Below are 26,615 nucleotides of genomic sequence, written 5' to 3'. Positions count from 1 at the left end.
TCCTCGCGACGGGGTGGACGGCAGGGCTAGGCCGCAACCATGGCAAAAATCGGCCCGGCTTCACGATCCCGTGCGCCCACCTGGAAAGGGGGCACGGGAGAGGGAGAGGACCGGTCGGACGCCCGGGGCGGAACGCGTTCTCATCCCCTGGGCGATACAGAACCACAGTCATGCGACATGGGCCGGAACTGAGCCGCACCGTGATACGCGTTTCATCACCGATACGCGTTCATCGCCGCACCATCACGTTTTTTGGCGCCGCAAAAAACTTCCTCTCATTTTTCGCACTTGCGAGATGGACCCTGTCGTGCTCTGGTCCGGCCTGACCTCGGGGCATAACAGATCCCAAGTCTGAAAGACATGTCGGGCAAGCATGACGTGTCGGGAGATCAGGACATGGGCAATCAGAGCCAAATGGCCGAACGTCTGTCGGGATACGATGTTCGGCGCGGCGAGAGTTCTATTTCTGGCTTGTCTTCCGGGGCGTTCATGACGGTGCAGATGCACCTGGCCCATTCGCGCAAGTTCAAGGGGGCCGGCATCATCGCGGGCGGGCCGTTCCGCTGCGCCGAGTCGTTCCGCGGAGCCGCCGTCCTGGCGGCCGACGCCTTCGAGCTGGGCGCGCTGGCGATCGGGATGAACCCGCTCATTCCGCAGATGGCGCCGGATGCCGGGGATCTCGCGGCCCTGGCCCGGGACGCGGCGGGCAACGGCCTGATCGACCCGCTCGACACCCTCCCGGATCATCGGCTGTACATCTTCACCGGCCGATCCGACTGCGTCGTCTATCCGGATGTGGTGAACCGCACGCGGGAATTCTACCTGCGCCTCAATGTCAATCCTGCCAACATTCTGTACAACGATACGGTCAACGCAGGTCATTCGATCATCACCGACAATCTCGAAGACTCACCTCTGGCGGAGAATCGGCCGCCTTACATCAATAACGGCAACTTCATGCAGTCGCATGCGATTCTCCGCCATATCTACGGCGAATTGAACGCGCCGCTGGAACATCTGACGGGGCGGCTGATCCGCTTCGACCAGAGAGAGTTCTTCGACGGCAACACGCGCGCCAGCATGAGCGACTTCGGCTACGCCTACGTGCCCTCGGCGGTGCTCGCGGGGCGGGCACAGGCGCGGGTCCACATCGCGCTGCACGGCTGCAAGCAGGGCTACAATTACGTCAACTACGTCCGGGGCCTGCCCGATACCGCCAACCAGCCGCCCTACGGCAACCGCTACATCACCACGACCGGCTACAACCACATCGCCGAGAGCAACGACATCATCGTCCTCTACCCGCAGGTGGAGGGGAGCGACGGCGGCGACCTGCAGAATCCCGACGGGTGCTGGGATTGGTGGGGCTACAGCTCGCCCACCCCGCGCAACCCCGACTATTATTCGAAGAACGCCGTCCAGATCAAAGCGATCAACGCCATGCTGGAGCGCCTCGGCGGCTGAGGACCGGCGATCCGCGGACCGGCCGCGCGTCCGGGCCATGGATCGCACTGCCCGAACGGAGCCGATCCCTGCGTCGCGACGCGATCGGCCGGACATCCTATGAGGAATTCGTGATGATACCCCAGACCACCACGCCTGCATCCGTCCTTCCGGTGCCGCTCGCCGCCTTCGTGCAGACGGCCCTGACCGCGACCGAGCAACTGCCGGCACCGGCCGTCGCCGCGACGCCGGTCGGCGCACCCCTGCGCCGCACGGTGCTCGTCGGCGAGATCGCGACGCGCAGCGCCGCCAACGCGGTGGGAACCGCACAGCTCCTGTCGGAAGGCCCCGATTCGGATACGATCGGCGAACTCTACGAGATGCAGGGTGCCTTCGTGAAGCAACTCTGGAAGATCGACCAGGACTGGCGTGCCGGGCTGATGCGGATCTACGAAGGCTCGCTGTCGCTGCGCAAGGCCAACACCCTGTCGAAGGTCATCGAGCAGGACTTCAACCTGATCGGTCAGTACGGCGACCTGGCGACGAACTACATGACCAGCGTGGCCACCCTGGTCGAGAACACGAATGTCGGCTATTCGTACTGGCTGAGCAAGAAGATCAAGGCGGCACAGGCCGCGAAGGCCGCCGCGGCGTCTTGAGATGCGCGGCCTGTGGCGACGGGATCGGCAGGCCGCTCGCCCGTCCCTACGGCGCCGTCGGAAGAAGGATCGATGTCGTGTCCCCGGACGGTCCTGCGGAGGATGGGTGGCGGGGACCGCGTCCGGGGCCGCTCAGTCGGTCCGATCCTGCCCCGGGAGTGACGGGGTCATGAGCGGTGCGAGCCAGCGGGCCGCGAAGGGATCGCCGCAGGTGCCGCGGAGCGGCGGGCGCAGCCGCAGCAGCACCTGGATCACCGCCGTGTGCAGCCTGGTGCAGGCGCTCCACTCCACCCCCGCGCCCGGATGGGCGAGGAGCAGGGCAGCCAGGGTCTCGGCCTCCTCGACCGGGCAGGGGCCTTCGAGGCGGATCAGCTCTCCGTCGCGGCGCACGCTCACGGCGTCCCCTCCCCTCGCTCTCGCCCGATCACGGTGTCCGGATCGAGCACCAGCAGCACCCGGCCGTCGCCGGTGAGCGTGGTTCCGGCGAGGCCCGGCAGGGCGGCGAGGCCCGGCAGCGGCCGCACCAGCCCGTCGAGCCGACCGGCGAAGCGGTCGACCTCGATGGCGACCCGCTCGTCACCGAGTCGCAGGACGACCAGCTGCGCGGCGGCTGATGGCGTCGTGGGCGCCGCCTCGCCGGGCAGGTCGAGCAGGGTCGCGAGGTGCAGAACCGGCACCGTGCGGTCGCGCAGGATGGTGGCGGCGCCCAGGCCGTGGTCGCCGATGCGCTCCCGCTTCACCCGGGCGAGCTCGTCCACCGCCTCCATCGGCAGGCCGTAGAGCTCCGGGCCGACCCCGACCAGGAGCAGCCGGGCGAGGGACTGGGCCCGCGGCAGGGCCAGCCGGACCGTGGTCCCCGCCCCGGCCCGGCTCTCGACGGTGCAGCGGCCGCCGAGGCGCGTGACGGCCTCCCGCACCGCATCCATGCCGACGCCGCGGCCGGAGACGGCGCCGACCTCGGCGGCGGTCGAGAAGCCGGGGGCGAAGATCAGGTCGATCACCCCGGCCTCGTCGAGGGCCGCGAGGGCGGCAGGCGCCAGGAGGCCGCGGGCGGCGGCGCGGGCGCGGATGAAGGCGGGATCGAGGCCGCGCCCGTCATCGGCGACCGAGACGACCACCCGCTCGCCCCGGCTCTCGGCCCGCAGGACGATCCGGCCTCCCGCCGGCTTGCCGGCGCGGGTCCGCGCCTCGGGCGGCTCGATGCCGTGATCGACGGCGTTGCGCAGGAGGTGCAGCAGGGGCTCGAACAGCCCCTCGGCGACGTCCCGGTCGATGTCGGTCGCCTCGCCCTCGAGGGTCAGCGTGACCTCCTTGCCGAGCCCGCGGGCGATGTCGCGCAAGGGCCGTGGAAAGCGGCGGAAGACCCGCGTCAGGGGCTGGAGCCGCAAGCCGACAGCCTCGCGGTGCAGCTCGGCCGAGAGCCGCCCGATGCGCTCGTCGCTCGCCCGCAAGGCCGGCAGCAGGTCGGCGAGGTCCGCCCCGGTCGCGGCCTGGGCGACCGCCGCGCCGAGGGCCGTGCGGGCGGCGGCGAGGTCGTCCGCCAGGGCCACCAGGGCCTCGATCCGGCCCGCATCGACCCGCAGGGTCTTGTGTGCTGTGTCGGCACCAGATGCCGTGTCGGCAGCGGGTGACGTTTCGGGATCGGGAGCCGGCTCGCTGTCTTTCGCGGCGGCGGGCGGCGGAAGCGTTGCCACCGTGACCTGGTCGCGCACCAGGCGAAAAACCGCGTCGACCTCCGCCCGCGGATCGGTGGTGAGCAGCGCGACCGCGAGGTTGCAGGCGAAGACGTCGATCGTCTCCGCCGGCGGCCAGGGTGCGGCGGGGGCGAGATGCAGGGCCAGCAGCCCGGGCAGCCGGCGCACCAGACCGAGGGGATCGTCACCGGCAAAGAAGCTATCGGCCCGCGGGACGTAGCGGACAGCCGTGAGGGCGCCGTCCGGCCGCTCGCGCAGGTCCGCCAGCAGGTCGGCGGCCCAGTCGGGCAAGACGCCGGGAGCCCGGCCGGGCATCGGGCTGGCCGGGACCGCATCGGGCGTCCCTCCCGCCGGTGCCAGCAGGCTCCGGTAGCTCTCGACGATGCGGGCCGATTCCGCCGCGGCCCCGACCGGGAGCGCCCCGGTCGCGGCGACCGCCTCGGTCCAGCGCGCCGTGGCGTCGAGGGCGGCGAGCGACGCATCGACGAGGCCGGGTCCGGTCCGGAGCCGGCCGGCCCGGGCGGCGTCGAGCCCGTCCTCGGCAGCGTGCAGGACGGCGAGCATGTCCGGCCAGTCGAACAGGGCGGCCGAGCCCTTGAGGGTGTGGACGGACCGGAACACCCGGTTCAGCACCGCGGGATCCGGCGCCCCGTCGAGGGCGAGCAGATCCTCGGCGGCGGCCTGGACCAGCTCGCGCGCCTCGGCGACGAAATCCGCCACCAGGTCGTCGGTCGGGAGCGCGTCAGGCATGGGCGTCCTCCGGGCGCTGGTAGACGATCGCCTCGGGGAAGCGGCGGGTGCGGAACCGCGACGGGATCCGGGCCATCGATTCGGTGTGGCCGAGGCAGAGGAAGCCGCCCGGCCGCAGGGCGGCGAACAGGCTGTCGGCCGCGGTCTTGCGCGAGGCGTCGTCGAAGTAGATCAGGACGTTGCGGCAGAACACGATGTCGAAGCGGCCCTCCTGCGCCATCCCGGCCGCGTCGACGAGGTTGCGGCGGGTGAAGCGCACCGAGCCGCGCAGCTCCGGCAGGATGCGCCAGGACGGAAACCCGGCCGTCCCCTCCTCCGCCGTGAAGTAGCGCGAGACCAGGGCGGGCGGCAGCCGGCCGAGCGCCCGGGCCCCGTAGCGCCCGGCCTCCGCCGCGGCGAGGGCCCGCGTGTCGATGTCCGAGCCGACGATCTCGATCTCCCACTCGTCGACCGTCGCCCAGTGCTCGAGGAGCCAGATCGCCACCGAGTAGGGCTCCTCGCCGGTCGCGCACGGCATCGACCAGATCCGGATCGGATCGCTCCGGCTCCGCCCGGCCGTGACGGCGGGGAGAAGCGAGCCGGTGAGGCAGTGCAGCTGGTGCTCCTCGCGGTTGAAGTAGGTCTCGTTGACCGTGAAGGCATTGACGAAGAGCTGGATCTCGCCGTCCGCATCGGCCCGCAGCCGGGCGAGATAGGCCGGCAGGGCGTCGGCGCCGGTGGCGCGCATCCGCTCCAGCACCCGCCGCTCGACGAAGGCGCGCCGGTTCCCCGGCACCAGGATCCCGGTCTGCCGGTAGAGCAGGTCGCAGACCCGCGCCAGATCGGGCTCGTCGAGCGTCATGCCGGGAGTCATGATGCGGGGATTCCTGCAACCAGCGCCGTCAGTTCGGCCGCGATGGCCTCCAGGGGAGCGACCACGCTGGCGCCGCCGGCCCGCACCAGCTCGCCCGGCATGCCCCAGACCACCGCCGTCGCCTCGGCCTCGGCGATGGTGCGCCCGCCGCGGGCCCGCAACGCCGCCATGCTGCGGGCGCCGTCCCGGCCCATGCCGGTCATCAGCACCCCGACGAGCCGGCGCGGCGGCACGAGGTCGAGGGCGCTCTCCACCAGGCGGTCGACGCTCGGATGCCAGGGATAGTCGGCCTGGGCCGGAGCCGGGGCCGCCATCAGGCCGCCGGGCCGGCGCACCACGATCACGTCGGCGTCGCCGCGCCCGACATAGACCCGGCCGGGAACCAGGGGCGCGGGCGCCGTCACCTCCTGCACGGTGAGGGCGCAGAGCCCGTCGAGCCGCCGGGCAAGCGGCCCGGTGAAGGTCGCCGGCATGTGCTGGGCGACGACGATCGGCCAGGGAAAGCCGGCGGGCAGCTCGCTCAGCAGGGCAGTCAGGGCGGGAGGGCCTCCCGTCGAGGCACCGACCAGGACGAGGCCGCCGGCCGGATCCGCCGGTACGGACGGGCTCTGGTCGGGGTCGATGCCCGTGGCGACCGCGTCCGGTGGGCCCAGATCCGGCGGGCGAGACGCCGGGCTGGGCGCCGGGCGCGGGGCAAGGGCGGCATGGCGGGCGCGCAGGCGGGCCGCGAGCCCGTGGGCCGTGCGCGGCCGGGACCGGGCCGCCGCCCGCACCGTCCGCACCAGCACCGGCGCGAACCGGTCGATCTCCAGCGACACCGCGCCGACGGGCTTTTCCAGCACGTCGACCGCGCCCCGCGCCAGGGCGTCCAGGCTCGCCTCGGCGCCCTCCCCGGTGAGCGAGGACAGCATCACCACCGGGCAGGGCCGCTCCAGCATGATCCGATCGAGGCAGGCGAGCCCGTCGAGGCCCGGCATGGTCACGTCGAGGGTCACCACGTCCGGCGCGAAGCGGGGCAGGAGGTCGAGGGCTTCCAGCCCGTCGCGGGCGAAGGCCAGGTCGAAATCGCCCTCGGCGGCGAAGATGCCGCCCACCACCTTGCGCATCAGCGCCGAGTCGTCGACCACCAGAAGGCGGATCATGCGGTGGGCCTCCCGGCGAACGATGCGCGGCTCAGCAGCACGGCGGGGTCGATGAGCGTCAAGGGCCCGTCCGGCAGGTCGGCCACCCGGTTCAGCGCGGCATCCCGCGCCGCGGGCACCGGCCGGATCGCCCCGGCCTCCGGCCGCACCAGCCGCGCGGCGCCGTCGACGAGGAGGCCGGCCCGCACGCCCCCGGCTTCGACCACGACGAGACGCCTGCGCCAGCTCTCGTTTCCCGGCGCGGACGGCTCCGGTTCGTCGAGGCCCGGTTTGTCGAGGCCCGGTTCGTCGAGGCTGAGGCGCCGGCGCAGGTCGAGGACCGGCAGCGCCCCGCCGCGGACGGCCAGCATGCCGGCGAGACCGTCGGGGGCCCGGGGCAGCCGCGTGAGCGCGTCCGGCGCCCGCTGCACCCGGCGCACCGCCCCGGCGGGGAGGCCGTAGGCGCTCCCGCCGACGGCGACGACCACGATCGGCTCGAGATCGGCGGCGACAGGGGCTTTTCGCGGCGGCTCTTCGGCACTGCCGGCGAGGGCCTGCGGCGACAGCAGGCACACGAGAGCCCCGTCGCCGAGGCGGACGAAGCCGGCGGCCAGGTCGGTGGCTGAGCCATCGCGGCGCAGGGCCCGGGGCACCGGGTCGATCGCCCCGGGGCTCACGCGCAGCACCGGCCCGACCTGCTCGACCGCCAGCCCGAGGCCGCGGAGCACCGCGACCCGGCGGCCGGCGGTCACCCCCAGCCCGAGCCGGGCGGAGAGGGAGACGAGCGGCAGCGCCCGCCCGCGCCACGGCATCGCGCCGAGGGAGCCGGCGCCGGGAGCCGGTGCGACGGTGTCCGGCAGACGCGTCACCGCCTCGACCGCGTCGAGCGGCAGGGCGTAGGACCGTCCCGCGACCGTGAGGGCCAGGAGGGCGACCCGCGGCGGCGGCGGCGCGGCCCCGCTGCGCCCGGCTTCGGCCTCGGCGGATCGTGCCGAACGTGGCGGACGGAGACCCGCGACGAGGCCCGGCAGGTCGAGGATCGCGGCCCCGCCCGGATCTGCCGCGAGGCCCACGACGCGGGAGACCAGGAGACCGACCGGCTCGCCCGCCTCGGCCACCAGCAGCCGGCTCGGGATCACCGGGTCCGAGGCCGGCGCGAGCAGCCGGGCGAGGTCGAGGACCGGGAGCGCGGCGCCGCGCCGGTCCGCGAGGCCGGCGAGGGAAGCCGGCGCCCCCGGCACCCGGGTCAGGGACGGGACGGGCGCCAGGGCGCGCACCCGCTCCGCCGGGAGGGCGACGCGCGTGCCGCCTTCGTCGAGAGCGACGACGAGGAAGCGCTCCCGACCGGCCTCAGGCATCCGCGTCCTGCAGCTCGTCGGCGAGGAGCGCGATCTCCTCGACCGCCGCCGCCAGGTCCTCGGCCCCGCGGGCCTGCTGGCGGGCGGCGGTGGCGGCCTCGCTCGAGGCGCGGTCCGCCTCCTCGGCCGCCATGGCGATCTGGCGGGCGCCCGCAGCGATGCCGGCTGCCGCGTTGAGAATGTCGTCGGCCCCGCCGGCGATCTCGCGGTTGGCCTGTTCCAGCTCCGCCACGTCGGACGCGACCGCGGCGAGGCCCGCATTCAAAGCCCGGTTCTTCGCCACCTCGGCCTCGGCGGCAGCCACCGAGCGTTCGAGGGCGCGCCGCAAGGCGGCGGCGCCGTCCCGGATCGTGCGCAGGGTGAGGCGGATCCGCTCGGCCCCGCCGGCGGCGTCGCGCGACAGGGCCCGGATGTCGCCCGAGACGAGGGCGAAGCCCTGGCCCGCCTCGCCGGCGCGGGCGGCCTCGATCGCGCCGCTCACCGCCAGCATGCCGATCTGCACCGCCACGAGGGCGATGCCCTCCATGATCGTCTCGATGCGCCCGGTGCCCTCCTCGATCGTGCCGAGACGGTCGAGGGAGGCGCGCATCCCGTCGAGGGCCTGCTCGACTCCGTCGGCGAGAGCGGCGAGGGTAGCGCGGGCCTCCCGCAGGGTCTCGGCGAGGGCAGAGACCTGCGCCAGCGCGCGGTCGGCGCCGGCCCGGGCGCCTGCGGCGGCGCGCTCGACCTCCGTCATGGCGGCGGCGGATTGCCGGGCGGCAGCGCTCTGGAGGGTCAGCCCGCGGCTGATCTGGTCGACGGCGGCCAGGATCTCGGCGGCGGCGCCGGACAATTCCTGGATCGAGGCCGAGAGCGCGTCGGCGGCACCCGCGATCGCCTCGGGATCCAAGCGGGCCGGAAGCGGGATCTCTTCAGCGGTCGCGCGGCCTGCGGCCGCGGTTGGTTGGGGATCCGCGCGGCCTGCGGCCGCGCCCCGCAGAGTTTCGGCGAGGGCTGCCAGGGCCTCGGCGGTGGCCTGGCCCTGATCGAGAGCCTCCGTCTGCTGCGCCACCGCGCGTTGGGCCTCCTCGGCTGCGGCGGCCTGCTGCTCGGCCGCGGCCGCGACCTGCTCGGCGCCTCTCTGCGCCTCGCGGGTGGTCGCCTCCGCCTTGAGGGAGGCCGCCAGAATCGCCTGAGCACCCTCCGCCAGGGTGCCGAGATCGGCCCGCGCCGCCTCGAGCTGCCGGGCGATCCGCGCGCCTGCGGCGGCCTCCGCCACCGCCCGCGCGGCGGCGTCCCGGATCACGGCGCCCAGCGCCCGGATCTCGGCCCGGATCGCCTCGGCCCGTTCGCGCACCTCCCCGGCTCCGGCCTCCGCGGTCTCGGCCAGCGCCCGCACCTCGTCGGCGACGATGGTGAAGCCGCGGCCGTGCTCCCCGGCCCGGGCCGCCTCCAGGGCGGCGTTGAGGGCGAGGAGACCGGTCTGGTCCGCGATCTCCCCGACCGTGCCGGTGACCTCGCCGATGCTCGCCGCCCCGCGGTCGAGCGCGTCGACGATGCCGACCGTGACGGCCTGCCGCCCGGCTTCGGCCTCGATCGCCGCGACCGACTGAGTCGCCTGGACGCTGGCCTCCGCGAGCACCGATTGGAACGCGGCGGTGCGCTGGCGCGAGAGGTCGGCCCGCTCCCGCGCCTCGCCGAGGCGCCCGACGATCGCCGCCACCGCGGCGAGGGATTCCTGCGCCGCGCCGGCCGCCTCCTCGGCGCCGCCGGCGATCTGCTCCATGGCCCGGCGCAGCTCCTCGGCCGCCGCGGAGGCCTCGGTGACGCCGGCCGCCAGCTCCTCGGTGGCGGCGCCCAGGCGCTCGGTCGCCTTCTGCCGGCGCGTACCCGCCCCTTGTCGGGTCCGGTCCTGCCGGGCGGACGGTGCGGAGGCCCCTCCCGCCTCCGGCGCCACGGGCGCACCGTCCCGGGCCGCGAGCTTCGCCTTCTTCACCAATGCCATCGCCGCCCAAACCCGCTCGCGCCCGCGCCGGTGTGCCGGAGGCGGCGACCAGGGGCAAGCGCCGTGGGAGTATCGGCTTGGGGAGGATGGCGCGGGCTCCCCCCCTCCCCGCCGCAGGCCGACCCCGGATCCGCGGATTAGGGCTTCCTTAACCATGAGCCGCGATGGTCCGCTCAACTGAACACCGAGGAGGTCGGGATGGATCACTTCGAGACGAGCATCCGTGAACGGGCCTACGCCCTTTGGGAGCGGGACGGCCGGGCGCCGGGCCGCGACGAGCATTACTGGCGTCTCGCCGAGCAGGAACTGGCCGCGCAGGCGCTGCCGGCCGTGACCGAGGCGCCGGCCGCCGCGGAAGCGACCGCCGCCAAGCCGGTGCGCAAGCCGTCGGCCCGCAAGCCGGCCGCGGCCAAGATTGCCGCCGCCAAGGCCGTGGCCGAGGTGGCCGAGACCGTGGCGAAGCCGGCCCCGCGGCGGCGTCGCGCCACCGGGGCGGCCGAGACCGTCACCACGCACTGAGCGCCCGTCGGGCGCGAGCCGCGCCCGAACGCCTTTCAGCCCCTTCCGCCCTGCGGGAGGGGCTTTTCTTCGATGGCCCGGACCGTCACCCCGCCGCGGCGGCGGACCCGCCACAGGGCGGCGACGAGGGCGACGTCGATCATCCCCAGGATCGCCAGCGCCATGAGCGTCGCGTCGGCGCCCGCATGGGCGATGAGGTAGGCCGCGGCGGACGGCGCGAGGGCCTGGGCCGCGAGGCTCGGCTTCGCCAGCCGGCCGAGCAGGGCCGCGTAGCGGTCGGGCCCGAACAGGGCGAGCGGCAGGGTGCCGCGGCCGATCGAGTAGAGGCCGTTGCCGGCGCCGTAGATCACCAGCACCAGGCCCGGCGCCGGGAGCCCGCTCCACAGCAACCCTAAGCCGATCGCCATCAGCACCACCGCGACGGTCAGCGTCCAGATCGGATGGTGCCGGCTGCGATTGGCGACCTCCAGGAGCCGCGCCCCGACCTGCGACGGCCCGACCAGGGTGCCGAGGGACACCGCCGCCGCGAGCGACAGGCCGCGATCCTGCAGCAGGGTCAGCAGGTGGACGGAAAAGATCGAGGTGGCGATGCCGGTGCAGGTCACGATGGCGGCCAGCACCAGGAAGACCGGGCGCTCGGACGCATCGAGCGACAGCGTGTCGGACCGGCCGCCGGTCGCGACCGGCCGCGGCGCGGCGCGCGGGATCGCCCCGAGGATCAGCGGCAGGCACACGCCGAGCTGAAGGGCGGCGTAGGTCAGGCAGGTGCCGCGCCAGCCGAGATGCGCGAGCAGGAAGGCCGAGAGCGGCCAGCACAGGGTGCTGGAGAAGCCGCCCCAGAGTGTCAGCGCCGTGATCGCCGGGCGGGCATCGGCGCCGTAGAGCCGCCCGAGCGTCGCGAAGGCGGCATCGTAGAGGCCCGACCCCATCCCGGCGCCGATCACCAGCCAGCCGAGGCCGAAGACCGGCAGGTTCGGCGCGAGGCTCAAGGTCACCAGCCCCGCGGCGAGGAGCAGCGCCGAGACCGTCAGGACCGGCCGTCCGCCGAGGCGGCCGATCGTCCGTCCGGCGAGCGGCGCGACGGCGCCCGCCGCCAGCATGCCGGCGGTGAGGCTGCCGAAGATCCAGGGCAGACCCCAGCCGGTCTCCGCCGCGATCGACGGCCCGAGCACCGTCAGCAGGTAGTAGCTGCAGCCCCAGGCGAGGATCTGCACGATGCCGAGGGCCGAGATGACCGGCCAGCGTCCTTGGACGATCATGGAAATCGGAAGGTCATGGAAACCGGAAGGTCATGGGACTCGGGCCCAGAGCGTCAGGTAGAGGCGACCCGGCGTCCGTGCTCGTCGATGACGCGCTCGCCGTCCTCCTTGACGAACTCGCCCTGTTGCGGCGGCAGCAGGTCCAGCACCCGCTCGGAGGGGCGGCACAGGCGCACGCCGCGGGGGCTCACCACCAGCGGGCGTTCGAGCAGGACCGGGTGGGCCGCGACGGCGTCGAGGAGCTGGTCGTCGGTGAGGGCGTCATCGTCGAGGCCGAGCTCGATGTAGGGCGTCCCCTTCTTCCGCAAGCCCTCGCGCACGGTGAGGCCGGCCCGGGCGAGGAGGCGGCGCAGCAGCTCCCGTGCCGGAGGGGTCTTCAGGTACTCGACGACGTGCGGCTCGATGCCGGCATTGCGGATCATCGCCAGCACGTTGCGCGACGTGCCGCAGGCCGGGTTGTGGTAGATCACGACGTCCATCGGCGGCCTCCCGCAGGCGGGCGGGCCGCCACCGGCGCCGTCCTCCCGCATCCTTTGCCAATCTCTAACGAGTTCGCGGGACACTCGTCCACCGGTATCGGGCGGGCTTGTGGAACATCTCCGGAACGCCCATCTAAGATGCTGATTTGCTTCGCCTTCCGCTCTCCGTGCCGGGCTTTGGCGCTGGCACCCGGAGCGCAAATCGGCTAAGCCGTCCGGCGAGAGAGTGTGAGCCCGCGCGGGCCGCGACGAGAGACAGACCTTGGCAGAGAACGACCCGACCGGCGCCCCCCCGCCCGCGACCGACATCAAGCCCGTCTCGATCACCGACGAGATGCGCCAGTCCTACCTGGCCTACGCGATGAGCGTCATCGTCAGCCGGGCCCTGCCGGATGCGCGCGACGGCCTGAAACCCGTGCACCGCCGCATCCTGTACTCCATGTACGAGAACGGCTACCTGCCGGACCGCAAGTACGTGAAGTCGGCCCGCATCGTCGGCGACGTGATGGGTCAGTATCACCCGCACGGCGACCAGTCGATCTACGACGCCCTCGTCCGCATGGCGCAAGACTTCGCCATGCGGCTGATGCTGGTGGACGGCCAGGGCAACTTCGGCTCGATCGACGGCGATCCGCCGGCGGCGATGCGCTACACCGAATCGCGACTGGCGAAGCCCGCGATGGCCCTGCTCGAGGACATCGACAAGGACACCGTCGACTTCAACCCGAACTACGACGAGTCGAAGGACGAGCCGGCGGTCCTGCCCGCCCGCTTCCCCAACCTCCTCGTCAACGGCGCCGGCGGCATCGCGGTCGGCATGGCGACCAACATCCCGCCGCACAACCTCGGCGAGGTGATCGACGGCTGCATCGCCCTCATCGACGACCCGGCGATCACCATCGAGGGCCTGAACGACATCATCCCGGGGCCGGACTTCCCCACCGGCGGCTCGATCCTCGGGCGCTCGGGCACCCGCTCGGCCTACATGACCGGCCGCGGCTCGGTGATCATGCGGGCGAAGTCGCATATCGAGGAGCTGCGCAAGGAGCGCGAGGCGCTGATCTTCACCGAGATCCCGTATCAGGTGAACAAGGCGTCGCTGGTCGAGAAGATCGCCGACCTGGTGCGCGAGAAGCGCGTCGAGGGCATCGCCGACCTGCGCGACGAATCCGACCGCGACGGCATGCGCATCGTCGTCGAGCTGAAGCGCGACGCCGTCGCCGACGTGGTCCTGAACCAGCTCTACCGCTACACCCCTTTGCAGACGAGCTTCGGCTGCAACATGGTGGCGCTGAACGGCGGGCGCCCCGAGCTCCTCAACCTCAAGGACCTGATCCAGGCCTTCATCGACTTCCGCGAGGAGGTCGTCTCCCGCCGCACCAAGTTCCTCTTGAACAAGGCGCGCGAGCGGGCCCACGTGTTGTGCGGGCTGGCCATCGCGGTCGCCAACATCGACGAGGTGATCCGGCTGATCCGCACCTCGCCCGATCCGAACACCGCCCGCGAGGCCCTGATGGCCCGCGACTGGCCGGCGGAGGACATCGCGCCGCTGATCGCCCTCGTCGACGACCCGCGCCACCGGGTGAGCGAGAACGGCACCTACCGCCTGTCCGAGACCCAGGCCCGCGCCATCCTCGACCTGCGGCTGCAGCGCCTGACCGCGCTCGGCCGCGACGAGATCGGCGACGAGCTGAAGCGGCTCGCCGACGAGATCGCCGACTACCTCGACATCCTGCGCTCGCGCGCCCGGATCATGGGCATCGTCAAGCACGAGCTGGCGGAGGTGCGGGCCGAGTACGCGACCCCGCGCAGGACCGAGATCCTGGACTGGGATTCGAGCGTCGAGGACGAGGACCTGATCCAGCGCGAGGACATGGTCGTGACCGTGTCCCACGCCGGCTACATCAAGCGGGTGCCGCTCTCGACCTACCGGGCCCAGCGCCGCGGCGGCAAGGGCCGCGCCGGCATGTCGATGCGCGACGAGGATTTCGTCACCCGCCTGTTCGTGGCCAACACCCACACCCCGGTGCTGTTCTTCTCCTCGCAGGGGCAGGCCTACAAGGAGAAGGTGTGGCGGCTGCCGCTCGCGGCGCCGAACGCCCGCGGCAAGGCGCTCGTCAACATCCTGCCCCTCGACCAGGGCAAGGAGCGCATCACCACCATCATGCCGCTGCCCGAGGACGAGGCGTCCTGGGAGACCCTGGACGTGATGTTCGCCACCGCCTCCGGCAGCGTGCGGCGCAACAAGCTGTCCGACTTCGTGCAGGTCAACCGCAACGGCAAGATCGCCATGAAGCTCGACGAGGGCGACCACATCGTCCATGTCGAGATCTGCACGGAAGCCGACGACGTGCTGCTGACGACCGGGGCGGGCCAGTGCATCCGCTTCCCCGTCACCGACGTGCGGGTGTTCAAGGGCCGAGACTCGACAGGCGTGCGCGGCATCAACCTGGGCAAGGACGACCAGGTCATCTCGATGACGATCCTGCGCCACTTCGAGGCCTCGCCCGAGGAGCGCCAGGCCTACCTCAAGCGCGCCAACGCCGACCGGCGCGCCACCGGCGAGGCGATCGAGCTGCCGGCGGCGCCCGAGCCCGAGGCCGAGGAGGCCGCGGCCTCGATCGACCTGGAGCAGGACCGCTACATCGCCATGGGGGCGGCGGAGCAGTTCGTCCTCACCCTGTCGGAGCGCGGCTACGGCAAGCGGACCTCGTCCTTCGAGTACCGGACGTCGAATCGCGGCGGCAAGGGCATCAAGGCGATGGAGGTCAATGCCCGCAACGGCACCCTCGTCGCGTCCTTCCCGGTCGAGACCAGCGACCAGATCATGCTGGTGACGGACGCCGGCAAGCTGATCCGGGTTCCGGTCGACGACATCCGGGTGGTCGGCCGCGCCTCGCAGGGCGTCACGGTGTTCAACACCGACAAGACCGAGAAGGTGGTGTCGGTGGAGCACATCGAGGGCGAGGGCGAGGCGGACACCGAGGTCGAGGGGGATGGGGGGGAGGTCGAGGGAGCCTGATCGGCCTCTCTCTCCCGCCGCATCCGCCACGCCGTTTCCGTGAGCCGATCAAGCTCACGGACACGGCGTTTGTGTTTCGCAGAGGATGTTCTCCCGCTTCACCGAAGCCCATGGGGTCGTGACCAGGAGAGTTTCAACTCGGCAGGACGCCGCTCACTTCCCGAAATCCACCGTCGCGCCCTTCGCGACGTGCTTCGCCAGGTCGCGCGCGTCCCAGTTGGTGAGCCGGACGCAGCCATGCGACTCGGTCTTGCCGACCTTCTCCGGCTCGGGCGTGCCATGGATGCCGTAGCCGTCATCGCCCGAGAGGTCGATCCAGACCACGCCGACCGGGCTGTTCGGGCCGGGCTTGATGGTGAACTTGTGCTTCGCCTCGACGCCCTTGAACTCGTATTTCGGGTTATAGGTGTAGGTCGGGTCGAAGGCGACGCTCTCGACCTTCAGGACACCGCTCGGCGCCGGCTTCTCCTCGCTGCCGATCGAGGCCGGGTAGAGGTGGATCAGCGCTCCGTCCTCGCCATAGGCCCGGACCTGGAGCGCATCCTTGTCGACCTCGATGCGGGTGACCTTCGGGGCCTGCGGCAGCTCCTTGCCGGGGATGCGGCCGGTCTCCAGCGGCGGCACCGCCGCGACCGTGATCACCGTGCCGGCCTTGGTCAGGGCTGCGTCAGGGTTGAGGGCCTCCAGCAATCCCTTGCTCATGTGGAAGCGCTCGGCCAGCATCTCGGCCGGCGACGTGTAGGACAGCGCTTTCAGGTCGGCCTGCTCCTCCATCTTCGGCGGGATCTCCTCGACGAACGGGCCGGCGACGTCCTGCTCGGTCAGCGTGTACTGCGTCACGGCCGGGTCCTGGCTGGTGCCGGACAGGGCCTGCCACACGGGCGCGTCGAGCTGGCCGGAGGAGGTCAGGCCCTTGGCCTTGGCGAAGCCCGTGAGCGCCCCGCGCAAGTTGTCGCCGTCCCGCCCGTCGATGGCGCCGGGCGAGAAGCCGGCCCGGTCGAGAAGCACCTGCACCCGCACGGTCAGCGGGTCGGCGCGCTTCCCATCAGGCTTCTCATCGGCCTTCTCCGTGGCCTTCTCCGTGGCCTTGGCGGGCTTCGTCTCCTTCTTGCCGGATTCCCTGGCGCCCTTCTCCTGGCTCGCCGCCCCGGCGCCGAACTGCGCCTGATTGATCGCCTCCGGCGTCAGGGGAGCCTCCGCGGCACCGGCCGCGCCCGACAACCCCACCACCAGCAGAGCCGCCCCGAGCCTCGCCGTCTTCCACATCCGACCCTCTCCTGACCATGAAATCAGCAAGGCCTAAAGCGCCGGACGCCTCCCCCGTTCCCGCCCTTGTCGCGCTCACTGGCACAGGCGGTGGCCGGCCTGGCGCTCGCGCTCGTCGAGATGGAGGTGGTTGGCGTGGGCGGCGTCCGAGCCGGGCCCGAGCACGGTGCGGAAGAAGCCGCAGGCACGGGCCCTGATCGCGGCCTCGAACGCCGCCTCGGGCGTGCCCTCCCGCGTCGCGCCCACGGCGACCGGCGCCCTGCCCTCGAAGGTGAAGCCCATCACGTCGACCCCGTTTGCGTAGGCGTGCTCGCTGAGCTTGGCGCTCGGATCGTGGTTCTGGCCGCGGCACTCGTAGGAGCCGCCGATCTTGAACGTCTGAGCAGCCTTGCCGAGGGTCCGCTCGGCGATCACCTGCACCTCGGTGCTCCAGCGGCTCAAGGCCTCGGCGGCGACGCAGGTGAGGGTGGCGGCGGGCGCGAGCGCGACGCCGTCGGGCAGAGCGGTCACCCGCAGGGGCTTGGCCGCCCCGCACAGGCCGTCGGCGAGGGGCGCCACCGGCTCGGCCTTGACGCCGAGGCGTTCGAGCCGGCGCAGGCAGGCGGTGTCGTCCGGCACGACCGTGGCGGGGGTGGGTGCCGGGCCGGAGGGCAGGTCGGCGGGCCGCTCCGGCGGCAGCGGCGCCGGCTCGGCGGCGGGCGCAGCCGGACTCTCCTTGGCGGCGTCCTTGGCGGCGTCCTTGCCGGTCTCTTTGGGGTTCGCCTCCTTGCCGGACGGCTCCTTGACGGCTGGATCGGTGGCGGCCGGGCCCTTCGCCTCGTCGGGCCGGGGCGGCGGCAGAGGCACCTGATCGGCGGGAACCCGGCTCAAGGGCGGCGGGACCGCCGATGTCTGGCCCGCCGCCGGGCCTGCAACGACGGCCGCGCCCAGCAGCGCGGCGAGGATCCGCCCCATATTCGTCCCCGCCATCGCGCCCTCCCCCGGTCCCGCTCCTCCAACGGGCGGCCAAGCGTGACCGTTCCCGCGCACCATGCCGCGCTCGCGCGATCCCGGCCGCGCTTGCGCGCCCCGCCCCAGGGTCTATCGTCGCGCGCCCTATCAGCGAGAGGACCAGCATGCGCGGCGTCACGGCGGAGCACGAGCCCAACCCCTTCTCCGAGCCGGCCTGGACGACGCCCCACGGGCTGCCGCCCTTCGAGCGCATCTCCCCTGCGCATTACGAGCCGGCCTTCGAGCGGGCACTGGCCCAGCACGTCGCCGAGATCGAGGCGATCGCCGGCAACCCCGAGCCGCCGACCTTCGCCAACACCATCGAGGCGCTGGAGCGCTCCGGCCAGGCCCTGCGGCGGGTCTCCTCGACCTTCTTCAACCTCACCGGCAGCCACACCAACCCGGATCTCCAGGCCGTCGAGAGGGCGGTGGCGCCGCGGCTCGCCCGCCACGGCAGCGCGATCTACCTCAACCCCGACCTGTGGGCGCGGGTCTCCGCCATCGGCGAGGAGGGATTGAGCGACGAGGCCAAGCGGGTGCGCGAGCGCTACCGCCTGCGCTTCCGCCGCGCCGGGGCCGAGCTCGATGCAGAGGCCAAGGAGCGGATGGCGGCGATCGCAGCCCGGCTCGCCGAGCTCGGCACCGAGTTCAGCCAGAACCTGCTCGCCGACGAAGGCGCCTTCACGCTGGAACTGGCCAGTGAGGACGACCTCGCCGGCCTGCCGCCCTTCCTGCGCGCCGCCGCGGCGCGGGCCGCCGAGGAGCGCGGGCTTCCCGGCCGCCACGTCATCACCCTGTCGCGCTCGCTGATCGACCCATTCCTGGTCTTCTCGACGCGGCGGGACCTGCGGGAGCGCGCCTACGCCGCCTGGATCCGCCGGGGCGAAAACGGCGGCGAGACCGACAACCGGGCGATCATCACCGAGACCCTGCGCCTGCGCGCCGAGCGCGCCCGCCTCCTGGGTTATCCGAGCTACGCCGCCTACCGCCTCGACGACACGATGGCGGGCAGCGCCGAGGCGGCCGTGGGACTGCTGGAGGAAGTCTGGGCGCCGGCCCGCCGCCGGGCGGAAGCTGAGCGCGACCGGCTCCAGGCGCTCGCCCGCGAGGACGGGCACAGCTTCGACCTCGCTCCGTGGGACTGGCGGCACTACGCCGAGCGCCTGCGCCGGCGCGAGCACGCCCTCGACGAGGGCGAGATCAAGCCTTACTTGGCCCTGGAGGGCATGATCCAGGCCGCCTTCGACACGGCGCACCGCCTGTTCGGCCTCTCCTTCACCGAGTTGCCGGACGTGCCGCGCTACCACCCGGAGGTGCGCGCCTGGGAGGTCGCCGACCGGGACGGGCGGTTGATCGGCCTGTTCCTCGGCGATTACTTCGCGAGGGCCAGCAAGCGCTCGGGCGCCTGGATGAGCGGCTTCCGCTCGCAGGAGCGCCTGACCGGCGAGGTCACGCCGATCATCGTCAACGTGATGAATTTCGCCAAGGGGGGTAAGGGCGAGCCGGCGCTGCTTTCCTTCGACGACGCCCGCACGCTGTTTCATGAATTCGGCCACGCCCTGCACGGCCTGCTGTCCAACGTGACCTACCCGCTGCTCGCCGGCACCGCGGTGGCGGGCGACTTCGTCGAGCTGCCCTCGCAGCTCTACGAGCACTGGCTGGAGCAGCCGGAGGTGCTGCGGGCCCATGCCCGCCACTACCGCACGGGCGAGCCGATGCCTGAGGACCTGCTGGCCCGGCTGCTTGCCGCCCGCACCTTCAACCAGGGCTTCGCCACGGTGGAATATACGGCCTCGGCCATCGTCGACCTCGACCTGCATCTCTCGCCGCAAGCCGAGAGCGGCATCGACCCGCTGGCCTTCGAGGCCGAGTCGCTGCGCCGCATCGGCATGCCGGCCGAGATCGCGATGCGCCACCGCACGCCGCACTTCCAACACGTCTTCGCCGGGGAGGGCTACGCGGCCGGCTATTACAGCTACCTCTGGTCCGAGGTGCTGGATGCCGACGCCTTCGACGCCTTCCGGGAGGCCGGCAACATCTTCGATCCGGCCACCGCCGAGCGCCTTCGTGCTTACGTGTACGGCGCCGGCAACCTGCGCGACGCGCGCAGCGCCTACACGGCCTTCCGCGGCCGCCTGCCGAGCACCGCGCCGCTCCTGCGCAAGCGGGGCCTGGCGGCCTGACGCCTATCGCAGCAGCCGGCCCAAACCCGTTGCTGCGGCGAGCCAGGCCGCATCGGCCAGGAAGGCGAGCGCCGCGGCCGCCGCGGCGCCCTGGACCAGGGCGAGAGTGTTCTGGTTCTGCAGGCCGACGATGATCGGCGTGCCGAGGGTCTGGGCGCCGGCGAGCGCCCCGATCGCGGCGGTCGCCACCGCCAGCACCAGCACCACCCGCAAGGCCTCCAGGATCGGCCCGGCGGCGAGCGGCAGTTCGACCCGCAGGAGCGTTTGCGTGGGGGTGAGCCCCATGCCGATCGCCGCCCGGCGCACCTCCTCCGGCACGGTGGCGAGCGCCCCGACGGTGCCGCGCATCACCGGCATCAGCCCGTAGGCGGCGAGGGCCAGGAGAATCGGCGGCGCCCCGAAGCCGATCACCGGGAGTGCCAGGGCTACCACCACCAGGGGCGGGACGGCCTGGGCCGCCGCCGCCAGGGTGTCGAGGGTGGCGCGCATCGACGCACCGGCGGCGCGGGTCGCCAGGATGCCGAGGCCGAGCCCGGCCCCGCCCGCGAGGCAGAAGCCCGCGAGCGCCAGGGCGAGATGCTGCCGGGCGAGCCAGGCGAGGCGCCCGGCCGGCACCGGCGTGCCGGCCTGAAGGCCGAGGGCCCGGACCACGAACCCGGCGACCTCCGGCAGGCTGAGCAGGGCGAGGCTCACCGCCAGCAGCAGGGGCAAGACGGCTGGGCTGGAGAGGGCTCGGCCGGAGAGGGCACGCTGTGCAGGGGTGCGGGTCATGCCGCCTCCGTCAGGCTGGCCAGGAGCGCGAGCCCGGCATCGACCGCGAGCGCGAGGCCGATCACCGGGAGCGCCCCGAGCAGGATCAGGTCCTGGGCGAACTGCGCCATGCCCTCGAAGATCAGCGCCCCGAGCCCGCCGGCCCCGACGAGGCCGCCGAGGGTGGCGAGGCCGACGCTCTGCACCGCCGCCACCCGTAGCGCTCCCATCAGCACCGGCGCGCCCAGCGGCAGGCGCACCCGCCACAGCACCTCGCGCGGCGTGAGGCCGTTCGCCCGGGCGGCGACGAGCACGTCGGGATCCACGGCGGCAAGGCCGGCGGCGAGCCCGCTGACCAGCGGCAGGGCCAGATAGGCGGCCGTGCCGATCACCGCCGGCACCGGCCCGATGGCGGCGAGGCCGAGGCTGCGCAGGGTCGGCACCAGGGTGAGCAGGCCGGACAGCCCCGCCACGAGAGCGGCGAACAGCGCCAGGGCCGGCACGACCTGGATCCCGCCGATGAGCCCGTCGACGAGGCGCGAGGCCGGCCCGTCGCGCAGGCGCAGGAGCGCCAGGGGCACGGACAGAACGAGCGCGATCAGGAGCGAGGCCCCGGCGAGGCCGAGATGCTGCACGATGGCCGCCGCCACGGCGCCCGCCCGCGCCCGGTACTCGACCGCCAGCGAGAGGGAATCGAGACATCCCGCCCCAGCGAGCAGCGCCGCGAGGCCGAACAGCAGCAGGGCGGCGACGAGGCCACCCCGGCGCGGCAGGGCGACCCGGGCCGCCTCCGCGGCGAGGCCCGCCAGCGCCACGAGGGCGAGCCACGCCCCCGACCCGAGGGCGGCGCGGGCGGCCGGGGGTTTTCCGGCGAGAAGGCCGGCGGCCCCCTGCCCGGCTCCCAGCAGCAGCACGCACCAGGCGGCGAGCGCCGCCGCGAGGGCGATCCACGGGCGCCACGGCCGCGCCGGGCCGGCGAGCAGGAGAGCCGCCGCGACCGCGAGCGCGCCGGTTGCGGCTCCGGCGAGGCCGCATCCGACCGGGCTGCCCGGCACGAGGCGGTTTGGCGCCAGGGTGAGGAACGGCAGGCCCGCGAGCGCCGCGACGGCGAGGCCTGCCGCGGCCGAAGGCAGCCAGGCGGTCGGCCGGGTGGGGGCGCGGGGCATCGTGGCGCCGGAGGTCATGGTGCATCGATCATGGTGCGAGCGATCCGAGGTAGCGGCGGGCGACCGCCTCCGGGGTGTCGCCCTCCACCGCCACCTGGGCGTTGAGCCGCCGCAGGGTCGGCAGGTCGAGGCCGGAGACGATGCGATCGAGGGCGGGCGCGATCTGGGGATAGCGGTCGAGGATGGCGGTGCGGAACAAGGGCGCCGGCTCGTAGACGATCTGCGCGCCGGCCGGATCGCTCATCACCGCGACGTCGAGGGCCGCGATGGCTCCGTCGGTGCCGTAGACCATGCCGGCATTGACCCCGCTGATGCCCTGCGCGGCCGCCCGCAAGGTGACGGCGGTGTCGCCTCCCGGCAGCATCACGATCCGCTCCCGCGGCATCACGAAATCGTAGGCGCGCTCGAAGGACGGCAGGGCCGCTGGGCTCTCCACGAACTCCGCCGAGGCCGCGAGCTCGATCAGGCCGCGGCGGACCGCGCCGGCGAAATCCGCCATCGTGGCGAGGTGCTCGGCCCGGGCGAGGGCGCCCTGCACGGCGATCTGCCAGGTGTTGTTGGCGGGTGCGGGCTTCAGCCAGGTGAGGCCGTTCCGGGCATCGAAGGCCGTCGCCGCCGCATAGGCCGTGTCCGCCCGGCGCCAGACCGGATCGGCGTCGGTCCCGGAGAAGAAGGCGGCGTTGCCGGTATATTCCGGATAGGCATCGATCTCGCCGGCGGTGAGCGCCGTGCGCACGATGCGGGTCGGGCCGAGCTGGAGCCGGGCCGTCACCGGCACGCCGAGCCGCGCGAGAACCATCACGAACACATGGCCGAGAAGGATGCCCTCGCCGTCGACCTTCGAGGCGACGACGACCGGGCGGTCGGCCCGCGCCGCGGCCGGAAGGGCCAATCCGGCGAGCCCCCCCGCGATCAGAGTCCGTCGATTCAAGGGGTGGGGGGTATCTGGCTGCCGCTGCATCGCGTCCCAGGTCCGTGCGCTTGACATGACTGGCGTTCCGGGCGACGGCTCACCGGCGCAGGTCTTGGCTGCCGGCGCGGACCCGCCTGGGTTGCGGGCGGATGGAACCCCTGACGGTCGAGCGGTTGCCGCTTCGGCAGGGACAGGTCGGTCGGGCCTCGATTCGGGGCGTTGAGGGAAAGAACTCCGGCGTGGGCACGGAAACAAGCGAAGACCTCCTGAACGGTGCCCGCGTCCTCGTGGTGGAGGACGAAGCGGCGATCTCGATGCTGCTGGAGGACATGCTGCTCGATTTCGGCTGCGAGGTCGTGGGTCCGGCGGCCCGGCTGAGCAAGGCGCTCGAGATGGCCGAGAGCGAGAGCTTCGTGGTCGCGATCCTCGACGTCAATGTCGCCGGCGAGCCGATCTACCCCGTCGCCGAGGCGATCGTGCGCCGCGGCCTGCCGCTCGTCTTCTCCACCGGCTATGGCGGCGCCGGCATCCGCGAGCCCTTCCGCGACCGCCCGGTGGTGCAGAAGCCGTTCAGCCAGCAGGATCTCAAGCGCACCCTGATCGCCGCGATCGCCGCGGCGGGTTGAGGAGCCTACCCGGTGGGTCGGCAGCGTCGGAGCTGCGCATCCGGGGTCGTCGACGCGACGGTATCGTGCGGAACGCGGTGACCGTCTCGGCACGTTCGACGCTCCCTCCGTCACCCGTCGGGCGCTCCAACAGAATTCCTCCTGATATCGAGCGCGGGATCCGCTTTCCCAGACGGGCGGGGGAAACCCGCGTTCCTGTCTTGTGCACGGACAGCCCTGCCGCCGCGGGGCCACAGCCGATGCGGGTGTTTCGGTCTCTCGAGCGCGAAGGGCGCCGACGGCCCGTCGCAGGTCCTGGCACTCAAACCCCGACGACGCTGAAGCTCGGCCACGTCGGCAACCCTCCTCGTCCGGGTCGCGCTGGCGGGCCCCTCCCCGCTCCTGGCGCCAGTTCGGCGCCACATGAGGGCGCGTCGCCAGGGCCCGGTCACGCCCAGGGGTGTCCCCTGCGCATCCGACCGTCCTGCCCGGGAACGGGGCCCTCTCATTCCTCGATCATGCGGCGCTGCATGCGGCCGAGCGCCTTCGTCAAGGCCGGCTCCAGCGTCCGCAACTCCTCCAGATGCGCCGCGGTCAGCCGGGCCAGCAGCGCCTCGGCCTTCGGCGTCGGCGTCAGGGCCAGCCGGCGGCGATCCTGGGGCGAGGCGGCCTTCGTCAGGAGGCCCGCCTCGACCATGCGTGAGACGAGCTCGGCCGCGGTCTGCGGCGTCACCAGGAGCTGCTCGGCCACGAACCCGACCGTCGGCGGGCCGTCATGGCCGGCGATGGCCAGGAGCGCCTGGTGCTGCTGGGCCGGCAGCCCGACCTTCGCGGCCGCCGCCTCGCTGAAGGCGAGAAACCGCCGCAGCTCCAGCCGGAATGCCGCGATCGCCGCATAGTTCTCCCGCGACAGCCGTTCTCCCGCGTCCTCGCTCATCGGCTCCCCGTCCCGTTTGAAAATATCGTATCACGATATATATTGCATCGCATCGCAACCTCTCTCGACCATCGCCGCATGTCCGTTTACCGCAACGCCGCGCCTGCCCGGCGCCGTGCCCTCGCCGATTTCCGGGCCGACCGGCGCCTCCTCGTCCTCGTCGCCATGGCTGTGGTGATCGGGCTTGCCGGCACCGTGGCGGCCTGGGGGCTTCTCGCCCTGATCGCGCTCGTCACCAACCTCGCCTGGTTCGGACGGTTCGATGTCGGCATCGCCTCCCTGGCCGGGGCGAAGCCGTCCTTATGGATGGTCTGCCTGCCGCCGCTCGGCGGCCTCGTGATCGGCTTGATGGCGCGGTTCGGCTCGGAGAAGATCCGCGGCCACGGCATCCCGGAGGCGATCGAGGCGATCCTGATCGGCGGCAGCCGGATGTCCCCGAAGGTCGCGGTGCTGAAACCCGTCTCCTCGGCGATCTCGATCGGGACCGGCGGTCCGTTCGGCGCCGAGGGACCGATCATCATGACGGGCGGCGCCCTCGGCTCGCTCTTCGCGCAGTGCTTCCACCTGAGCGCCGCCGAGCGGAAGACCCTCCTGGTCGCGGGGGCGGCTGCCGGCATGACGGCGATCTTCGGCACGCCGGCCGCCGCCGTGCTGCTCGCCGTCGAGCTCCTGCTGTTCGAGTGGCGCCCGCGCAGCTTCATCCCCGTGGCGGCCGCCGCCATCGCCGCGACGGTTCTGCGGCCGTCCCTGTTCGGTGCGGGACCGCTGTTTCCCTTCGCCGCCGATCCGGCGCTGCCGTGGTGGGGCCTCGTCGCCTGTGCCGGCCTCGGGGTCGCGGCGGGGCTGCTGTCGGGCCTCCTCACCCGGCTGCTCTATGCCTGCGAGGACGCGTTCGAGCGCCTGCCGGTCCACTGGATGTGGTGGCCGGCGCTCGGCGGCCTCGCCGTCGGCCTCGGCGGGCTGATCGAGCCCCGGGCGCTCGGGGTCGGCTACGACGTCATCGCCGACCTGCTCGGCGGCCATCTCGCGCTGAAGGCCGTGCTGCTGATCCTGGGCGTCAAGGCCGCGATCTGGCTCGTCGCCCTGTCGTCGGGCACCTCGGGCGGCGTGCTCGCGCCGCTCCTGATCCTCGGCGGGGCGATGGGCTGGCTGATCGGGACCGCGATGCCGGGCGATCCGGGCTTCTGGGCACTTCTCGGCATGGCGGCGATGCTCGGGGGCACGATGCGGGCTCCGCTCACCGGCGCGCTGTTCGCCGTCGAGCTGACCGGCGACGGGCACGCGCTCCCCGCCCTGCTCGCGGCCTCGGCCGCCGCCTACGCGGTGACGGTGCTGCTGCTCAAGCGCTCGATCCTCACGGAGAAGATCGCCCGGCGCGGCCAGCACATCACCCGCGAATACGGCATCGACCCGCATGAATTCACCCGGGTGGCCGACGTGATGGCGCGCGCCGTCGACACCCTGCCCGGCGCCATGCCGGTGCCGGAGGCGGTCGCGGTGCTGGAGGCCGGCCAGCACCGGATCTACCCGGTGGTGGACGAGGCCGGGCGCCCGGTCGGCCTCGTCTCCCGGGAAGACGCGCTCGTGTGGACGACCGAGGGCGGGCATGAGGGCGAGCGCCTCGACGAGCGGGTCTCGGATGCCGCCCTGGCCCTGGTCCACCCCGACGACGTCACGGCGCACGCGATCGACCTGATGCTTACGACCGGCCAGGGCCGCCTGCCGGTCACCGATCCGGCGAGCGGCAGGCTCGTCGGGCTCCTCACCCGCAAGGACCTGCTCCAGGTGCGGGCGGCTTTCAGCCGGGCGGAGATGGAGCGGCAGGCGTACTTTGCGCGGGGGGCGAAGGCGGTGGGGAGCGCGTGAGGGGTGCGGTCGCTTCACCGAACTCCCGCCCGCGACCTCATCCCGAGGTGTCATACCATCGCGCTTTCGCATCGACGTGTCGATGCGAAAGCATCCGGCGCATCGGCGCCGGCGCCCGTTCGGGCTGAGCCAGCGCCTTCGAACGAGTCCGTTCGAAGGCACAAGGCATCAGTCGATCGATGATCGACGGACCTCGAAGAAGGGTTCCAGAACTCGCCGAGACTCATGGAGCCTTTTCGAGGCCCATTCCGTGCGCGCCTCAGGATGGAGATCGCGGATGGGAGGGCCGGGATGCTCCGCGAAAGAATTATTCCTTCAAGTGATCCAACGGCAAGGCCGTCGTATACTTCACCTGGTCCAGTGCGAAGCTCGACCGGATCTTCGCCACCCCGGGAATCCGGGTGAGGTGATCGACGATCAGCCGTTGGTACTGGGTCAGATCCTCGACCACGACGCGCAGCATGTAGTCGGCCTCGCCGCTCATCAGGTAGCATTCCATCACCTCCGGCCGGTGCCGGATGGCGTCGGAAAAGGCCTGGAGGGCGGCCTGGTTCTGCTTCTCGAGCGAGACGTGGACGAAGACGTTGACGTGGAGGCCGAGCGCCTGCGGATCGGCCACCGCGACGCAGCGCCGGATGATGCCCCGCGCCTTGAGGTCGGCAACCCGGCGCCAGCACGGCGAGGTCGAGAGGCCGACCGCCTCGGCGAGCTCGCCGATGCCGACTTCGCTGTCCTGCTGCAGGTGCTCGAGGATGCGGATCGAGGCCGGGTCGAGATCGACGGGTCTGGCCGGCACGG

General features: G+C 72.8%; 22 protein-coding genes. 7 read left to right on the top strand and 15 right to left on the bottom strand.

From position 1 onward, the window contains the following. Positions 1-396 precede the first annotated feature (396 nt). Both DA075_RS03635 and DA075_RS03630 read left to right on the top strand, forming a co-directional pair. Positions 397-1,464 carry an extracellular catalytic domain type 2 short-chain-length polyhydroxyalkanoate depolymerase gene (locus tag DA075_RS03635; protein ID WP_099952053.1) on the top strand — a complete coding sequence of 356 codons (1,068 nt, stop codon included), beginning with the start codon at positions 397-399 and terminating at the stop codon, positions 1,462-1,464. 110 nt (positions 1,465-1,574) lie between these two features. Beyond that, entirely contained in the window at positions 1,575-2,102 is a 528-nt protein-coding gene (locus tag DA075_RS03630; protein WP_123834120.1) for a hypothetical protein, read from the top strand. A 132-nt stretch (positions 2,103-2,234) separates the two neighbouring features. Here the strand turns inward: DA075_RS03630 and DA075_RS03625 are convergent, their stop codons facing one another. From DA075_RS03625 to DA075_RS03600, 6 genes are read right to left on the bottom strand one after another with little or no spacing between them, the layout of a single operon-like run. Further along, positions 2,235-2,498: a hypothetical protein gene (locus tag DA075_RS03625; protein ID WP_099952051.1), complete on the bottom strand. Its 264-nt coding sequence runs from the start codon at positions 2,496-2,498 to the stop codon at positions 2,235-2,237. Beyond that, a complete protein-coding gene (locus DA075_RS03620; protein ID WP_099952050.1) occupies positions 2,495-4,546 on the bottom strand; it encodes a chemotaxis protein CheA in 2,052 nt (683 codons plus the stop codon). Before DA075_RS03620 ends, DA075_RS03625 begins: the two co-directional genes overlap by 4 nt. Further along, entirely contained in the window at positions 4,539-5,399 is an 861-nt protein-coding gene (locus tag DA075_RS03615; protein WP_174800050.1) for a CheR family methyltransferase, read from the bottom strand. The genes DA075_RS03620 and DA075_RS03615 overlap by 8 nt, the downstream gene beginning before the upstream one ends. Further along, positions 5,396-6,541, bottom strand: a complete 1,146-nt coding sequence (gene cheB, locus DA075_RS03610) for a chemotaxis-specific protein-glutamate methyltransferase CheB (protein WP_099952048.1) — start codon at positions 6,539-6,541, stop codon at positions 5,396-5,398. Before cheB ends, DA075_RS03615 begins: the two co-directional genes overlap by 4 nt. Continuing rightward, entirely contained in the window at positions 6,538-7,878 is a 1,341-nt protein-coding gene (locus DA075_RS03605; protein ID WP_099952047.1) for a chemotaxis protein CheW, read from the bottom strand. Before DA075_RS03605 ends, cheB begins: the two co-directional genes overlap by 4 nt. After that, the gene (locus DA075_RS03600) at positions 7,871-9,862 is read right to left on the bottom strand and encodes a methyl-accepting chemotaxis protein (RefSeq protein ID WP_099952046.1); all 1,992 of its coding nucleotides are present in this window, start codon (positions 9,860-9,862) and stop codon (positions 7,871-7,873) included. The genes DA075_RS03605 and DA075_RS03600 overlap by 8 nt, the downstream gene beginning before the upstream one ends. Before the next feature lie 198 nt (positions 9,863-10,060). Between DA075_RS03600 and DA075_RS03595 the strand changes: the two genes are divergently transcribed. After that, positions 10,061-10,381, top strand: coding sequence for a DUF2934 domain-containing protein (locus tag DA075_RS03595; protein ID WP_099952045.1), 321 nt, complete (start codon positions 10,061-10,063; stop codon positions 10,379-10,381). A gap of 35 nt (positions 10,382-10,416) precedes the next feature. Here DA075_RS03595 and DA075_RS03590 read toward each other — a convergent pair whose 3' ends face one another. Together DA075_RS03590 and arsC are read right to left on the bottom strand one after the other, a co-directional pair. Then, positions 10,417-11,640, bottom strand: a complete 1,224-nt coding sequence (locus tag DA075_RS03590; RefSeq protein ID WP_099952044.1) for an MFS transporter — start codon at positions 11,638-11,640, stop codon at positions 10,417-10,419. Positions 11,641-11,693: 53 nt separating this feature from the next. Further along, entirely contained in the window at positions 11,694-12,119 is a 426-nt protein-coding gene (gene arsC / locus DA075_RS03585; RefSeq protein WP_099952043.1) for an arsenate reductase (glutaredoxin), read from the bottom strand. A gap of 262 nt (positions 12,120-12,381) precedes the next feature. Here arsC and gyrA point away from each other — a divergent pair, with 262 nt between their 5' ends. Next, a complete protein-coding gene (gene gyrA, locus DA075_RS03580) occupies positions 12,382-15,141 on the top strand; it encodes a DNA gyrase subunit A (protein ID WP_099952042.1) in 2,760 nt (919 codons plus the stop codon). Positions 15,142-15,294: 153 nt separating this feature from the next. Here the strand turns inward: gyrA and DA075_RS03575 are convergent, their stop codons facing one another. Together DA075_RS03575 and DA075_RS03570 are read right to left on the bottom strand one after the other, a co-directional pair. After that, entirely contained in the window at positions 15,295-16,407 is a 1,113-nt protein-coding gene (locus DA075_RS03575; RefSeq protein ID WP_099952041.1) for a L,D-transpeptidase family protein, read from the bottom strand. A 75-nt stretch (positions 16,408-16,482) separates the two neighbouring features. Continuing rightward, positions 16,483-17,376, bottom strand: coding sequence for an extensin-like domain-containing protein (locus DA075_RS03570; protein WP_232386401.1), 894 nt, complete (start codon positions 17,374-17,376; stop codon positions 16,483-16,485). Positions 17,377-17,522: 146 nt separating this feature from the next. Between DA075_RS03570 and DA075_RS03565 the strand changes: the two genes are divergently transcribed. Further along, entirely contained in the window at positions 17,523-19,580 is a 2,058-nt protein-coding gene (locus DA075_RS03565; protein ID WP_099952039.1) for a M3 family metallopeptidase, read from the top strand. Positions 19,581-19,583: 3 nt separating this feature from the next. On the opposite strand, the gene DA075_RS03560 is transcribed toward DA075_RS03565, so the two are convergent. The 3 genes from DA075_RS03560 to DA075_RS03550 are packed head-to-tail and all read right to left on the bottom strand — an operon-like array spanning position 19,584 to position 22,427. Continuing rightward, positions 19,584-20,351 (bottom strand): ABC transporter permease, encoded by a 768-nt coding sequence (locus tag DA075_RS03560; protein WP_099952038.1) that lies wholly within the window; start codon positions 20,349-20,351, stop codon positions 19,584-19,586. Further along, positions 20,348-21,514 (bottom strand): ABC transporter permease, encoded by a 1,167-nt coding sequence (locus DA075_RS03555; protein ID WP_244936496.1) that lies wholly within the window; start codon positions 21,512-21,514, stop codon positions 20,348-20,350. The genes DA075_RS03560 and DA075_RS03555 overlap by 4 nt, the downstream gene beginning before the upstream one ends. 10 nt (positions 21,515-21,524) lie before the next feature. Continuing rightward, entirely contained in the window at positions 21,525-22,427 is a 903-nt protein-coding gene (locus tag DA075_RS03550) for a glycine betaine ABC transporter substrate-binding protein (RefSeq protein WP_232386405.1), read from the bottom strand. Between the two features lie 296 nt (positions 22,428-22,723). On the opposite strand from DA075_RS03550, the gene DA075_RS03545 reads away from it, so the two are divergent. Continuing rightward, the gene (locus DA075_RS03545) at positions 22,724-23,035 is read left to right on the top strand and encodes a response regulator (protein ID WP_414468176.1); all 312 of its coding nucleotides are present in this window, start codon (positions 22,724-22,726) and stop codon (positions 23,033-23,035) included. Positions 23,036-23,519: 484 nt separating this feature from the next. On the opposite strand, the gene DA075_RS03540 is transcribed toward DA075_RS03545, so the two are convergent. After that, positions 23,520-23,951, bottom strand: a complete 432-nt coding sequence (locus tag DA075_RS03540) for a MarR family winged helix-turn-helix transcriptional regulator (protein ID WP_099952035.1) — start codon at positions 23,949-23,951, stop codon at positions 23,520-23,522. Positions 23,952-24,029: 78 nt separating this feature from the next. Between DA075_RS03540 and DA075_RS03535 the strand changes: the two genes are divergently transcribed. Then, positions 24,030-25,817, top strand: a complete 1,788-nt coding sequence (locus tag DA075_RS03535) for a chloride channel protein (protein ID WP_099956378.1) — start codon at positions 24,030-24,032, stop codon at positions 25,815-25,817. Positions 25,818-26,124: 307 nt separating this feature from the next. Here DA075_RS03535 and DA075_RS03530 read toward each other — a convergent pair whose 3' ends face one another. Further along, positions 26,125-26,613, bottom strand: coding sequence for an Lrp/AsnC family transcriptional regulator (locus DA075_RS03530; protein ID WP_099952034.1), 489 nt, complete (start codon positions 26,611-26,613; stop codon positions 26,125-26,127). Positions 26,614-26,615 lie beyond the last annotated feature (2 nt).

It is taken from the genome of Methylobacterium currus, from assembly GCF_003058325.1.
GTDB classification, from domain to species: Bacteria; Pseudomonadota; Alphaproteobacteria; order Rhizobiales; family Beijerinckiaceae; genus Methylobacterium; species Methylobacterium currus.
Note: the sequence above shows the minus strand (reverse complement) of the source record. Positions and strands in the feature narration are given on the sequence as shown.